14 protein-coding genes are annotated in these 12,373 nt (G+C 53.6%); 9 read left to right on the forward strand and 5 right to left on the reverse strand.

The window, feature by feature from the left end; translation table 11 throughout:
- Nucleotides 1-12: 12 nt before the first annotated feature.
- From secG to thiS, 4 genes are all read right to left on the reverse strand, one after another.
- Nucleotides 13-381, reverse strand: a complete 369-nt coding sequence (gene secG, locus IE105_RS06005) for a preprotein translocase subunit SecG (RefSeq protein ID WP_189496460.1) — start codon at nt 379-381, stop codon at nt 13-15.
- A gap of 92 nt (nt 382-473) precedes the next feature.
- Nucleotides 474-959: a putative periplasmic lipoprotein gene (locus IE105_RS06010; RefSeq protein WP_189496462.1), complete on the reverse strand. Its 486-nt coding sequence runs from the start codon at nt 957-959 to the stop codon at nt 474-476.
- A gap of 41 nt (nt 960-1,000) precedes the next feature.
- Entirely contained in the window at nt 1,001-1,783 is a 783-nt protein-coding gene (locus IE105_RS06015) for a thiazole synthase (protein ID WP_308429072.1), read from the reverse strand.
- Complete coding sequence (gene thiS / locus IE105_RS15385) at nt 1,784-1,987, reverse strand: sulfur carrier protein ThiS (RefSeq protein ID WP_233354010.1); 204 nt, start codon at nt 1,985-1,987, stop codon at nt 1,784-1,786.
- A gap of 87 nt (nt 1,988-2,074) precedes the next feature.
- On the opposite strand from thiS, the gene aroQ reads away from it, so the two are divergent.
- From aroQ to lexA, 7 genes are all read left to right on the forward strand, one after another.
- On the forward strand, nt 2,075-2,515 hold the full coding sequence (gene aroQ, locus IE105_RS06020) for a type II 3-dehydroquinate dehydratase (protein ID WP_189496464.1): 441 nt from the start codon (nt 2,075-2,077) through the stop codon (nt 2,513-2,515).
- Nucleotides 2,516-2,535: 20 nt separating this feature from the next.
- Nucleotides 2,536-3,012, forward strand: coding sequence for an acetyl-CoA carboxylase biotin carboxyl carrier protein (gene accB / locus IE105_RS06025; RefSeq protein WP_189496466.1), 477 nt, complete (start codon nt 2,536-2,538; stop codon nt 3,010-3,012).
- A gap of 9 nt (nt 3,013-3,021) precedes the next feature.
- Nucleotides 3,022-4,395: an acetyl-CoA carboxylase biotin carboxylase subunit gene (accC, locus tag IE105_RS06030; RefSeq protein ID WP_189496468.1), complete on the forward strand. Its 1,374-nt coding sequence runs from the start codon at nt 3,022-3,024 to the stop codon at nt 4,393-4,395.
- Complete coding sequence (locus IE105_RS06035; RefSeq protein WP_189496470.1) at nt 4,395-4,970, forward strand: anthranilate synthase component II; 576 nt, start codon at nt 4,395-4,397, stop codon at nt 4,968-4,970. Before accC ends, IE105_RS06035 begins: the two co-directional genes overlap by 1 nt.
- Complete coding sequence (gene trpD, locus IE105_RS06040) at nt 4,967-5,980, forward strand: anthranilate phosphoribosyltransferase (RefSeq protein WP_189496472.1); 1,014 nt, start codon at nt 4,967-4,969, stop codon at nt 5,978-5,980. The genes IE105_RS06035 and trpD overlap by 4 nt, the downstream gene beginning before the upstream one ends.
- Before the next feature lie 5 nt (nt 5,981-5,985).
- On the forward strand, nt 5,986-6,759 hold the full coding sequence (gene trpC / locus IE105_RS06045) for an indole-3-glycerol phosphate synthase TrpC (RefSeq protein ID WP_189496849.1): 774 nt from the start codon (nt 5,986-5,988) through the stop codon (nt 6,757-6,759).
- A gap of 72 nt (nt 6,760-6,831) precedes the next feature.
- Entirely contained in the window at nt 6,832-7,473 is a 642-nt protein-coding gene (lexA, locus tag IE105_RS06050) for a transcriptional repressor LexA (RefSeq protein WP_189496474.1), read from the forward strand.
- Nucleotides 7,474-7,500: 27 nt separating this feature from the next.
- On the opposite strand, the gene IE105_RS06055 is transcribed toward lexA, so the two are convergent.
- A complete protein-coding gene (locus tag IE105_RS06055) occupies nt 7,501-9,540 on the reverse strand; it encodes a ComEC/Rec2 family competence protein (protein WP_189496476.1) in 2,040 nt (679 codons plus the stop codon).
- 95 nt (nt 9,541-9,635) lie between these two features.
- On the opposite strand from IE105_RS06055, the gene gltX reads away from it, so the two are divergent.
- Complete coding sequence (gene gltX / locus IE105_RS06060) at nt 9,636-11,045, forward strand: glutamate--tRNA ligase (RefSeq protein ID WP_189496478.1); 1,410 nt, start codon at nt 9,636-9,638, stop codon at nt 11,043-11,045.
- A gap of 14 nt (nt 11,046-11,059) precedes the next feature.
- On the forward strand, nt 11,060-12,364 hold the full coding sequence (locus IE105_RS06065; RefSeq protein WP_189496480.1) for a citrate synthase: 1,305 nt from the start codon (nt 11,060-11,062) through the stop codon (nt 12,362-12,364).
- Nucleotides 12,365-12,373: the final 9 nt, after the last annotated feature.

A 12,373-nucleotide genomic window follows, 5' to 3' on the forward strand; every position in this document is an offset into this window, starting at 1 on the left:
CCGCCAAGGAAATTATTCGTCTGTGTCGGTGGGATCCGCTGGTATTGCAGGAGTCTCTTCCAACGGGAGTATCTCATCGGACGACTCGGCGGGTGACGTCAAGCCATCCACTTCATTGTCCACATTATCCAACGCACCTGTATTTTGATTTTCGAGGGCAAAAACAACTGACAGCAATAAAGACAGCACAAGGAAGATAGTTCCGAGGATCGCCGTCATACGAGCCACAGATGTCGTGGCTGCACGGCCAGACATGAAACCATTGCCACCCCCACCGCCGCCGCCAATTCCAAGCGCACCGCCTTCGGAACGCTGAATCAGAATCAGTCCCGTCATGATGACAGAGATGATAAGAAGAATAACAAGAAGTACGGTGGACATAATTGGTCGCAGTCAACGAAAGGGCGTCAAACGGAAGGCGCGCCTTTAGACCGGACGAGCGCTAACTTCCACCATGAATGTCTGCGGAAAATTTATGAGGGGCGGCAAGCCATCTGTTTTGACATGCCCTTTAAATATGCGCGCCTAACCAGGCCACGTTCATAAGCTTGACGTGCATCTCGCTCATTACTTGCGGCCCCGGATATGACCCTGACAACGCCTCGGAACGGAATTAGGACGCTCCCAATTGTACTAGATGTTGCGTTGAGCGCATTTTGCTCGCGCCGCCTTGCAATTTCTTCAGGCACATCGACGTCATCGCCGAGTATCGCGTCTAGTTTAGCCAGTTCAGTTGAAATCGAATCACAACTCTCTGGCGCATTGTAGTAAGGGTTTGTCATAGATGTCAGATAGCCTGGAATTTCAATATCATCCAAGCCGATGTCATTGGCGGGCGACATAACAGCCGATTCGACGTTTCGCGTATCCGTGCCTCTAAATGTGCCCTTGCCTGACGACGTCGAACACGCGGAAAGAAACATGGCGGCCGAAAAAGCCGCAAGAATATTACGTTGCATGATGACGTTACGCGCCTGACAGAAAAAGGTTTCAAGCCGCCCTAAATAAGGCCCGCTAAGGGAGAACTTGGATCCGCGTACATTTTCTTGGGCATCCTACCCGCGAGATAGGCTTCGCGCCCAGCAATGACCGCATGTTTCATCGCGCGCGCCATGCGAACAGGGTCCTTCGCCGCCGCAATAGCTGAATTCGCCAAGACCGCATCACAGCCCAGTTCCATCGCGATGACGGCATCGCTCGGTGTTCCGACACCCGCATCAACCACGACTGGGACTTTTGTCTGCTCGACGATCAGACGGATATTAACGGGGTTCAAAATACCAAGGCCGGAACCAATCGGGGCGGCCAGCGGCATGATCGCGTCCGCACCTTGATCCTCTAATTTACGCGCGAAAACAGGGTCGTCCGTACAATACACCATGACATCAAAGCCATCTGATTTCAGGAGTGCGAGCGCGCGCATCGTTTCTTCCATATCCGGATATAGATGTTTTGGATCTGACAGCACTTCCAGTTTAACGAGGTTCCACCCCCCCGCTTCACGCGCCAATCGGAGTGTTCGCACAGCGTCTTCGCCCGTGAAACATCCCGCCGTATTGGGCAAATAAGTCGTTGATGCCGGGTCTATGAAGTCTGCTAACATCGGAGCAGACGGGTCAGACAGATTAACACGGCGAACAGCCACGGTGACGATTTCCGCACCACTGGCGGTCAAAGCATCCGCGTTTTGCTGATAGTCAGCAAACTTACCTGTGCCGATAATCAGGCGGGACTGAAATGTCCGCCCCGCGACAATAAGGGGGTCCTGCGTATTAGCCAACACTTAGCCGCCTCCGATAAAATGAATAATTTCGAGCGCATCGTGATTGATAAGAACAACCGTGTCGAACGTGCTTTTTGGGATAACCTCCAAGTTTCGTTCAACGGCGATTTTGCGCTCTGGTAAGCCGAGATGCGTGATAAGTCCCGCCACAGTTAAGTGATCGGGTAGGTCGTCATGATCTTCGCCATTTATAATGAGATGCATCGCCATACCATTGTTTAGTCCTGACTGACCGCTTGTTGAACGGCGCAACGAGCGTTATCATGCCTGCTTTACCGCGCAAAGGTACCAATGCCGCAAGCCATACATATCATCAATGGGCCGAACCTCAATCTACTGGGGTCGCGCGAACCTGAAATCTACGGATCGCAGACATTGGCCGACATCGAAACGATATGCCGCGACGCGGCGGGCGACATCGACATTGTCTTCAAACAGTCTAACATTGAGGGCGAACTTGTCGACTTTATCCAAATGGCAGGCAGAGATGCGCAGGCGATTGTCCTCAACCCTGCGGCCTATACACATACGTCCATCGCCCTTTACGATGCGATCAAAGCGGTTGGTATTCCGACGATTGAAATCCATCTTTCCCAGCCCGCAGCCCGGGAAAGCTTTCGACGACGGTCGTTTGTTTCAGAAGCCGCCACAGGCACGATTAGCGGCTTCGGTGCAGATTCTTACCTTTTAGGGCTGCAAGCTGCGATCAAACTCGTTAAAGCGAGCCCATAATTTAGGCACGGAGACCCCCCATGGCTGCTTCCAAGGGTAATGACGACCTCGCGCTCATCAAGGAACTTGCAAAAGTCCTTGAAGGTAGCGACCTCACCGAAATCGAAATGAAGAAGGGCGACCTGAAAATTCGGGTTTCCAAAAATGGGGTTGCGTCTGCGCAAACCATGATGGCGGCGCCGATGAGCGCGGCCCCCTCCGCGCCTGCTGCTGCCCCCGCAGCCGGTATGCCAATGCCAACCGTTGCGGCCAAAGACGAACATCCGGACGCAGTGACGTCTCCGATGGTCGGGACGTGTTATCTTCGCCCTTCGCCCGATGCAGACTTGTTCGCAGAGATCGGCGCACAGGTGAAAGAAGGCGAAACCATTATGTTGGTTGAAGCCATGAAGACGTTTAATCCGATCATCGCGCCGAAGTCCGGCACGCTGTCCGCCGTATTCATTGAAGATGTCTCGCCCGTCGAATTTGGCGACTCACTCTTCCTCATCGACTAGGCCGGCACAATGGTCAGCAAGGTTCTCATAGCCAACCGCGGGGAAATTGCCCTGCGAATCCATCGGGCATGCAAGGAAATGGGGCTGTCATCAGTCGCAATCCACTCAACGGCGGATAAAGACGCCATGCATGTGCGCCTCGCTGACGAGTCTGTCTGCGTCGGTCCCGCGTCCAGCACGGATAGCTACCTCAACATTCCGGCGATTATAGCGGCCTGTGAAATCACGGGCGCGGACGCCGTTCACCCCGGCTATGGCTTCTTGTCAGAAAACGCCCGGTTTGCCGAGATTGTCGAAGCTCACGGCCTGACATTTATTGGCCCTACGGCGGAACATATCCGCATTATGGGCGACAAAATTACGGCCAAAGCCACTGTCGCGAAAGCCGGAATCCCCGTTGTTCCGGGCAGTCCTGGCGAAGTGCATGATTTTGAAGAAGCCAAAATCATCGCCAAAGACATTGGCTTTCCCGTTCTGATCAAAGCCGCCGCTGGCGGGGGTGGTCGCGGTATGCGTCTGGCCGAGACCGAAGCGGATTTGGACGAAGCGCTGAGGTCTGCTCAGACTGAGGCTAAGGCCGCGTTTGGCAATGGAGCGGTCTATCTGGAGCGTTACCTTAAGGGTCCGCGCCATATTGAAATTCAAGTTCTCGCCGATACGCACGGCAATGTCGTGCATTTGGGCGAACGCGACTGTTCGTTGCAACGTCGCAACCAGAAAGTCCTCGAAGAAGCGCCCTCTCCGGCTTTAACCGCGAAAGAACGCGCCGAAATTGGCGCTGTCACAGCCAAAGCCGTCAAAGCTATTGGCTATCGCGGCGCCGGAACTGTTGAATATCTTTATGAGAACGGCGAGTTCTTCTTCATCGAAATGAATACACGCTTGCAAGTGGAACATCCGGTCACAGAAGAAATTACCGGGATCGACTTAGTCCGCGAACAGATCCGCATCGCCGCAGGCCTACCGCTCAACTATACTCAAAAAGACGTAAAATTCTCTGGCCATGCCATTGAATGCCGCATCAATGCGGAACATCCGTTCACCTTCGCGCCTAGTCCCGGCAAAGTCGTAGAGTTTCACGCGCCCGGTGGGATGAACACCCGTCTCGATAGTGCGCTTTATACGGGCTATCATGTGCCGCCTCATTACGACAGTTTGATTGGAAAACTCATCGTCTGGGGCAATACACGCGAAGGCGCGATCTTGCGCCTACGGCGTGCTCTCGGCGAAATGGTAATTTCTGGAATCACGACCAATAAAGCGCTCCATGAAGCGCTGATCGAAGATCCAGAATTTCAGGCCGGAGACTATAATATTCACTGGTTAGAAAACTGGCTTAAAGAACGGGTCGAAAAAGACTCTTCGAAGGATTCTGGCGGCTAATGCTGCTTGTTATCGACAATTACGACAGCTTTACATTCAACCTCGTCCACTACGCGCAGGAGTTGGGTGCGGAAACGAAAGTCGTGCGCAACGATGAGGTTTCTGTTGATCAAGCGCTGAATTGCGGCGCGCAAGCGATCCTCCTGTCGCCCGGCCCTCGGACGCCTGATGACGCCGGAATCTGTCTTGAATTGATCAAACAAGCACCCGACGATTTACCGATGCTTGGCATATGCCTTGGGCAACAGGCAATGGGACAAGCGTTTGGCGGTCGCGTGATTCAAGCAAAAGACATTATGCACGGAAAGACCTCGCCTGTATTTCATGACAAAACCGGACTTTTCAAAGGCTTGGAGAGTCCCTTTAATGCAACTCGCTACCATAGCCTCGCGGTTGAACGCGAAACGCTCCCCGGCGAACTGCTCGTCAATGGCTGGACCGAAGACGGTGAAATCATGGGGTTACGTCATGCAACGCGCCCGCTCCACGGCCTTCAATTTCATCCCGAAAGCATCGCGTCCGAGAACGGCCATGCCCTCATCGCAAACTTTCTAACCCTCGCAGGATTGCGGTGAGTTTCGACACGGCCATCCTTCAGACGTTATCGCAGTCTGTTCGTCCAAGTGAAGAGCAATTGCGGGATGCGCTGACCGCGATTCTCAAGGGCGACGCACAATCAGAACAGATTAGCGCTCTGTTGCTTGGCCTTGAAATGATCGGACTGACGGCGCGGGAAATCCGAGTCGGCACCGAGGTAATGCGGGCCAATATGATCCCGGTGAATGTAACAGACGACGTTATCGACATTGTCGGAACGGGCGGAACAGGCCTGCATACACTGTCCATTTCCACAGCCTCAGCCATCGTTTGCGCGGCGGCGGGGGCCAAAGTTGCAAAGCACGGTAATCGCGCCGCGTCGTCTTTGACGGGGACAGCAGACACATTATCTGAATTGGGTGTAAATCTGAATATCACCCCAGAAAAGACGGCTGCGATGATCCACGATGTTGGGCTGGGCTTCTTGTTCGCGCCTAATCATCACCCCGCGATGCGACATGTTGGGCCGGCGCGTCGGGCCTTAGGCATTCGCACGCTCTTCAATTTGCTGGGCCCCATGAGCAATCCCGCTGGCGCTCGGCGAATGCTGCTCGGCGTGAGTGACGATCAGTGGCGACGCCCTATGGCCGAAGCCCTGCGCGATATTGGCGTAGATCATGTTTGGGTCGTGCATGGTCATGATGGTCTGGACGAAATCACCACTACCGGACCAACCTCTGTCACCCAAGTCAAAGGGACTGACATTCGTGATTTTACTTTGTCACCACAAACTTATGGATTTGAACTGGCCACTCTGGACAGTCTCCGCGGGGGTAAACCTGTCGAAAACGCGCAGGCGCTCTCAGAGTTGCTCGACGGACAAGCGAGCGATTATCGCGACATTGTTTTGCTCAATGCCGGAGCCGCGCTAATGATCTCTGGGGTCGCAAACGATATTCCCACAGGCATTGATCTCGCCACGTCCGCAATTGACAGTTTCGCGGCCCGAACGACGCTAGCGAATTTAGTCGCGGCAACAAACACATGAGAGATATCCCAGACATCCTCGCCAAGATCGCCGCCTACAAAGTCGATGAAGTCGCAAACATTAACGCGACATGGATCAAGACAGCGCTTCGCACCGCCCCGGCTCCGCGTGGGTTTTTAAAAGCGCTGCAAAACGGATCGCAACCGGCTCTTATTTGTGAAGTGAAAAAGGCGTCGCCAAGTAAAGGTATTATCCGCGAAAACTTTGACCCTATTGCCATTGCGAAGGCTTATGCCGCCGGGGGCGCAGCCTGCCTTTCAGTCCTGACGGATGGTCCGGGCTTTCAGGGCAGTAAAGAGATATTCTCTGCCGTACGAGACGCGACGGATCTGCCACTCCTGCGCAAAGACTTTATGATTGATCCGCTACAAGTACGGGAAGCCCGGGCCATGGGGGCTGACGCCATTCTTATCATTCTCGCTATGACGGATGATTCGATCTCCCGAAATTTGATCGCGGAGGCCGAAGCGCTTGGCATGGATGTCTTGGTCGAAACGCATGATGCGGACGAATTACAACGCGCGATTGATCTTGGCGCGGCTCTCATTGGGATCAACAATCGTAATTTGAGAACGTTTGAGACCAGTCTGGACACATTCGATTCGCTTGCTCCTTCCGTTCCGGCCGAGGCATTGCTCGTCGCTGAGAGTGGGATTTTTACGCGGCAAGACATTGAACGGCTAAAACGCTCCGGCGCTCAAGCCTATCTCATTGGGGAAAGCCTGATGCGACAAGCGGACGTCGAAGCGGCGACCCGTGCGCTACGCGGCGCATTGTAAACTCTTCCTTGACAAAACTAGAACATTTATAGAACACCTATAGATGTTGCCGCTTTGTTCGAGGACCCAGACATGCTGACTAAAAAGCAAAAAGACCTATTACTACTGATCGACAACCGTATTCGCGCGGTCGGCGTTCCGCCCTCTTATGATGAAATGAAAGATGAGCTGGGTCTCGCCTCCAAATCTGGCATCCACAGATTAATCACTGCGCTTGAAGAACGTGGCTTCGTGCGCCGCTTGCCGAACAAGGCCCGCGCGCTCGAAGTGATCAAAATGCCGGAAGGCTTACAAAAAGAATCCCCGCTCGCGCCCGTCCCAGCCAATGACAGCTACGAAATCCCCTTCGTCGGCAAAATTGCGGCGGGCCTACCGATCGCGGCGATTGAGGATTCTTATAATTTGATGGCCGTTCCACCGTCATTGCTCGGTAATGGTGACCATTATGCGCTCGAAATTGAAGGCGAATCGATGACAGGCGCAGGCATTATGGACGGTGACTTTGTTGTTGTGCGAAAGTCGAATACAGCCAGAAATTATGACATTGTGGTCGCATTGGTTGATCAGGACGAAGCGACGCTCAAACGCATTTATAAACATGATGGGAAAATCGACCTCATCGCCGAAAACCCCGACTTCCCAACCAAAACCTACGGTCCTGACCGTGTTGAAGTCCAAGGCGTGCTCGTGGGCTTGGTTCGAAACTATAATTAGGGTCGCAGCTCCTATCGCGACCGATAATTATTGCCCCCATAGACGCCGCCTTCGATTCTCGCTCAGGATCGGAACCATCTTCATCGGGTCAGACGTTTTAACATGATAGCCGCCGCTTGCTATCAATGCGCGGTGATCGAGGAGTGTCGCTTGGCATGCTCGCCGCGCCACAGGGCCGGCTGAACGACTGGCGAGTACAACTATATCGCTATCTAAACACGCCAGCGGGACTTCCGAGGGCTCCTCAATAACTGAGACTGTCACCGCATTGACGATGAACCGACACGCCAGAACATCGCAGTGGGCAAAGTTATCTCGATAATTGGTCCATTCAACACGCGGCGTCCCGCTCGCTCTTGAAAATTGATCCCGACCATACCGATCAGCTCGCAGCGACGTCGTGACAGCCTGATCTTTCGATATTAAGCTCACTCGGCCTTGGTCTGTAATCCGCAAATCGTAAATCGGCGAAATCGTCCAAAATAGGGTCGCGACAACCATTCCGGACAGACCGGCTAGAACCGCCTTCCGTCGAGAGAGGCAGACTAAGGCAAAACCCAACCCATAAAGACCAATCACCCACGGTTGGCTGGCTTTGACAGTTGCGACAGCCCCCGGCAGTCCACTGACCCATTCCGCAACAGACAGCATAAATTCGATCAACCAACTCATCGCCAGTAAAGGCGCTGATTCTAATCCGACGGGCATCAACAGGAGCGCAATAATCCCGAAGGCCATGACCGCTGGAAACACGGTCATCGCGGCCATATTGGCGATCAACCCATAATTGGCGAGTCGTCCAAAATGGAGCAATGCAAACACGCCCGTCGCGAATCCCGCCACTAAACTGGTACCAAAAAGAGATCCATAAAAGGCACGGACCCGGTCCCTGAATCCTTGTGATTTTTGGCGCGGCCATCGGTCTTGCCACGCGCGAAATATGACGACCATCGCAGAGACAGCCGCAAATGACATTTGAAAACCAACGCTCAACAAGGCTTCAGGCCGGATCAACAGGGTCAAGAGAGCGGCCACCGCGACAGACCGCAGGCTGATCACACGACGATCTAAAAGCACCGCAAGAAAAGCAATACAGACCATGATAAACGCGCGCTGTGTCGCCACCGATGCGCCGGATAAACCGAGATAGGCGGTTGCCGCAAAAATACCGATGACGGCTGCAATCTTTCTCACGTCTCGCGCCCGTGCAAGCCGGTATATTGCGGCGAGTAAGACCGACGCTACAACATAGACCCCAAAGGCCACCATCCCCATGTGCAAGCCTGAGATAGCCAGAATATGAGCCAGCCCAGAGGCCCGCAGGCTTTCGGTTTGCCGTTCAGGGATGTAATCGCGAATACCCGTTAATAAGGCCGCTTGAAGCCCTGCGGTCTTATCCGGGGCTGCGCGCATGACGCGTTTCGCAATTTCACGTCGCGCTGACTCAATACGAGCAGACAGTGCCGCGCGAAGCGACAGATCAACGTCAATCTTTTGCCCGTCTGAAATAGCGAACCCAGTTCCAGCCAGTCCATCAAAGAAGGCGCGGCGGCCCGGATCATAACCATTCGGTATGGCCGGACCAGGCATCGGGCCAATGACCGTATCAAAGATTATCCCGTCACTAATCTGGAAGTCAGGGAAGTTACGACCAACGCGGATACGTACATGCTTAGGCAAACCCGTCCGCGGCAAAGGGTCGCTACTCGTAACATTGATCTGTAACCGCCGCATCGATCCGCCTTGATCGATCGCTGAGACCCAGCCTTTAATTTCCAACCTTTGCTCAATATTCACTGGATTTGGCGAGACGATGCGCGTGTGCAGGGCCGACCATGAAAACCCGGCCAGCATAATCGCTATTGTCATGAACACGCCCGACCAGAGTGATGGCATTCGCCAGAGCAGCAGCAAGACCGTGATGGTGAGCGCCAATCCAATAAGCGGGTTAGGTTCTGTCGGCCAAGCAAAGTAAGTGGCGATGCCCACAGCGAAAGCAATGATGCCCGCTTCAAACGTCAAAACATAGGGATCAACCCCCAGACGACGCCCGCCGCGTCTGAGCACAGTTCTTCTTTCGTTTTGGCTTTCAAAGCCGACCATGATCTTGCATAGAGCGTGCCCCGATGAATGTCGCAAGCGACTTCCGTGAGATCCAACACATGACCCGTCCTGTCCGTACCCGTTTCGCGCCTTCGCCGACTGGGTTTCTTCATATTGGTGGAGCGCGAACCGCCCTGTTCAATCGCTATTTTGCTGACAATATGGGGGGGGAAATGTGTCTTCGAATCGAAGATACGGACATCAAACGATCCACACCTGAAGCTACCCAAGCCATTATGGATGGCTTAGCTTGGTTAGGCGTCGCGCACGACGGCGACATTGTCCTCCAAAGTCAGAACCAAGCCGCTCACACGGCCGCCGCCCACGCCCTTCTGGAACGCGGTGCAGCGTTCAAATGCTATCTAACACCGGAAGAAATAGAGGCCGAGCGAGAAAAATTGCGGTCCGCAGGGACGGCTTTCCGCTCGCCTTTCCGGGACGGCGGGAATGATGGCGATGGTCCTTATGTCGTGCGCTTCCGTGTTCCTGACGGACAAACACGGATCAGTGATGCAGTCCAAGGGGACGTCGTCTGGGAAAACGAAAATTTCGACGATCTTGTTTTGCTCCGCACGGATGGAACCCCGACCTATATGCTCGCCGTGGTCGTCGATGACCATGATATGGGCATCACCCATGTCATCCGCGGCGATGACCATTTGATCAACGCGGGACGACAACAACAACTTTATCAATCCCTAAAATGGGATGTTCCGAATTGGGCTCATGTTCCGCTCATTCATGGTCCAGACGGGAAAAAGCTCTCTAAACGCCACGGCGCGCTCGGGGCTGAGGCTTACCGTGATATGGGGTATTTGCCGTCAGGGTTACGAAACTACCTCGTTAAACTCGGTTGGGCGCATGGCGACCAAGAAATCTTCCTCGATGACTCTGATATCGCGGCTGTCTTTTCTCTAGACGGTATAAACAGCGCCCCGGCGCGGCTCGATTTCGACAAAATGGATCACATCAACGCGCAACATATCGCTAATATTGAAGCCGATCGTCTACTGATTTACGCCAAACCCTTTCTTGAAATTGAAGCCGGCGCCCCCCTCTCCGATAAAATTTCAACGCGAATAAGGGCGGCCCTTCCGACACTGAGACCGCGGTCCAAAACCTTGGTCGAACTTGCAACCAATGCGGCATATCTATTTGATGCGCGTCCGCTCGACATTTCTGGGAAAACGGCAAAGTCGCTCCGGCGCGAGGGCACAGCTTCTCTCGTCCGTGCTTTGACATCTCGTCTGGAATCTTTAGAAGACGCGAAATGGACGGCGGACACTTTACAGACGGTTCTTTCTGACTTCGTCGCTGATCAAGAGATAGGCTTCGGCAAAATTGGCGCCCCAGTTCGGGCTGCCCTTACTGCCGGCGCCCCATCACCCGATCTGCACGATGTACTGGCCCTATTGGGTCGGTCCGAGGTGCTCGCACGCTTAGATGATGCAATCCCCCTAATGGGCTGAAAACGAAGAGAGTTATGGAAAACAAAGTCAAACAGATCGGCACCTCGAAGATTTCAATCGACGGAGGTGACGCCGTAGAATTTCCTGTCCTCACAGGAACAATGGGGCAACCCGCCATCGACGTGCGAGCCTTGTCAAAGCACACGGGTCACTTCACTTTCGACCCGGGTTTTACATCGACCTGTTCGACGGAATCCCAAATCACCTTTATTGATGGTGAAAAAGGGCAGCTCCTTTATCGCGGCTACCCCATTGAGCAACTGGCCGAACAATCAACCTTCCTTGAAGTTGCCTATCTTCTCGTAAATGGTGAACTTCCAGACGATAAACAATATTCGAAGTTCCAAAACACAATCACCCATCACACGATGTTGCATGATCAAATCGAGAGCTTCTTCCAAGGCTTCCGTCGCGATTCGCACCCGATGGCCATGTTAACGGGGACCGTTGGCGCTCTGTCTGGGTTCTATCATGATGATCAACACACGACAGAAGACGAAGCCCGCGACATTGCAATTCACCGCATTATAGCAAAAATTCCTACTCTCGCCGCCCGTTGCTACAAATACCGCGTCGGTCAGCCGCACGTGTATCCAGACAATAGTCTGTCTTACGCGGGCAACTTCTTGCGTATGTGTTTTGCCGTTCCAGCCGAGCCCTATGTAGTGAATCCGGTGATCGAAAAAGCGATGGATAAGATTTTCATCCTTCACGCGGATCACGAACAAAACGCCTCGACTTCAACCGTACGCTTAGCCGGGTCATCGGGCGCAAACCCATACGCCTGTATGGCCGCAGGCATTGCCTGTCTCTGGGGTCCAAGTCACGGCGGTGCCAATGAAGCCGCTTTGAATATGCTGCGTGAAATCGGGACGGTTGACCGTATTCCTGAATTCATCGCCCGCGCCAAAGATAAGAATGACCCGTTCCGCCTCATGGGCTTTGGACACAGAGTTTATAAATCCATGGATCCCCGCGCGACTGTCATGCGTAAAACAACGCATGAAGTTCTCGGCGAGTTGGGAATCACCAACCCTGTTCTCGAAGTTGCGATGGAACTCGAGAAGATTGCCATGAACGAAGAATATTTCGTGTCACGCGGTCTTTATCCAAATGTCGATTTCTATTCTGGGATCGTCTTGTCTGCTTTGGGTTTCCCAACTGATATGTTCACCGTGTTGTTCTCGCTTGCGCGCACAACCGGATGGATCAGCCAGTGGAACGAAATGTTGGAAGATCCGAGCCAACGCATCGGCCGTCCGCGGCAGCTTTATACTGGGGCCACAGAACGCGATTACGTCCCAATCGGCAAACGATAAGCGCGACGC

This window comes from Algimonas arctica (assembly GCF_014652695.1).
GTDB lineage: Bacteria > Pseudomonadota > Alphaproteobacteria > Caulobacterales > Maricaulaceae > Litorimonas > Litorimonas arctica.

Excerpts from the sequence above, each read along its gene's own strand:
- lexA (WP_189496474.1), top strand. The coding sequence starts at position 6,832 with ATGCTGACTAAAAAGCAAAAAGACCTATTACTACTGATCGACAACCGT.
- thiS (WP_233354010.1), bottom strand. The coding sequence starts at position 1,987 with ATGCATCTCATTATAAATGGCGAAGATCATGACGACCTACCCGATCAC.
- secG (WP_189496460.1), bottom strand. The coding sequence starts at position 381 with ATGTCCACCGTACTTCTTGTTATTCTTCTTATCATCTCTGTCATCATG.
- accC (WP_189496468.1), top strand. The coding sequence starts at position 3,022 with ATGGTCAGCAAGGTTCTCATAGCCAACCGCGGGGAAATTGCCCTGCGA.
- IE105_RS06065 (WP_189496480.1), top strand. The coding sequence starts at position 11,060 with ATGGAAAACAAAGTCAAACAGATCGGCACCTCGAAGATTTCAATCGAC.
- IE105_RS06035 (WP_189496470.1), top strand. The coding sequence starts at position 4,395 with ATGCTGCTTGTTATCGACAATTACGACAGCTTTACATTCAACCTCGTC.
- IE105_RS06010 (WP_189496462.1), bottom strand. The coding sequence starts at position 959 with ATGCAACGTAATATTCTTGCGGCTTTTTCGGCCGCCATGTTTCTTTCC.
- aroQ (WP_189496464.1), top strand. The coding sequence starts at position 2,075 with ATGCCGCAAGCCATACATATCATCAATGGGCCGAACCTCAATCTACTG.
- gltX (WP_189496478.1), top strand. The coding sequence starts at position 9,636 with ATGACCCGTCCTGTCCGTACCCGTTTCGCGCCTTCGCCGACTGGGTTT.
- accB (WP_189496466.1), top strand. The coding sequence starts at position 2,536 with ATGGCTGCTTCCAAGGGTAATGACGACCTCGCGCTCATCAAGGAACTT.